This is a genomic window from Aerococcus sp. L_32 (assembly GCF_050689315.1).
The window spans coordinates 1-1,093 of record NZ_JBOEQF010000576.1 but is presented as its reverse complement, the minus strand read 5'-3'; the positions used below and the strand labels follow the sequence as shown (position 1 = coordinate 1,093).

Annotated in this window: 1 pseudogene; it reads right to left on the bottom strand. The window is 39.6% G+C overall.

From position 1 onward, the window contains the following. Window positions 1-1,093, bottom strand: a pseudogene (locus ACRCJ0_RS14870) (DNA-directed RNA polymerase subunit beta); the annotation flags it as partial.

Genomic DNA, 1,093 nt, shown 5'->3' with positions numbered 1-1,093 from the left:
ATATGGTGTTTCAATGAAACCAAATTCATTGATTTTCGCATATGACGCCAAGTTGTTGATCAAACCGATGTTTGGTCCCTCAGGTGTTTCGATTGGACACATACGACCATAGTGAGAGTAGTGAACGTCACGAACTTCGTATCCGGCACGGTCACGTGTCAAACCACCAGGTCCTAAGGCAGATAGACGACGTTTGTGTGTCAACTCACCTAATGGGTTGGTTTGGTCCATGAATTGAGACAATTGAGAAGAACCGAAGAACTCTTTAATTGACGCAACTACTGGACGGATGTTGATTAATTGTTGTGGTGTTACTTTTTCAATGTCTTGGATAGACATACGTTCACGTACAACACGTTCCATACGAGATAAACCGATACGGAATTGGTTTTGTAATAATTCACCAACTGAACGAATACGACGGTTACCTAAATGGTCGATGTCGTCTGTTTTACCAATACCTTCATATAAACCTAAGAAGTAGTTTAATGAAGCTAACACGTCAGCAATTGTTAAGGCACGAGCTTCTTTACCTGGGCTCGCGTTACCAATAACGTTGATTACACGGTCAGCATCTTTAGGCGCTTGGATTTTAATGATTTGAACATCAACAGGTTCTGTTAAGACAGCATCATCATTTGGATATAATGTTGTCACGTTTAAACCATTGTCAAAATATGGCTCTAATTTGTCCATGATTTCGCGGTTTAATTCAGTACCTTTATCCGCTAAGATTTCACCAGTTTCTGGGTCAACTAAAGTTTCAGCCAAGATTTGATTGAATATGCGGTTTTTGATATCTAATTTTTTGTTTACTTTGTAACGACCAACAGCTGCTAAGTCATAGCGACGTGGGTCAAAGAAACGAGCAGTTAGTAAGTTACGAGATGAGTCTGCAGTCTTTGGTTCACCTGGACGTAGACGTTCGTAAATTTCTTTTAAGGCTTCTTCTGTACGAGAATCAGATAAGTCTTTGTGAACATCTTTTTCTAAAGTTAATTCTAATGTTTCGCTTTCTCCAAAGATTTCACGAATTTGGTCATCAGAAGAGAAACCTAGTGCACGCATCAATACTGACATTGGCACTTTACGG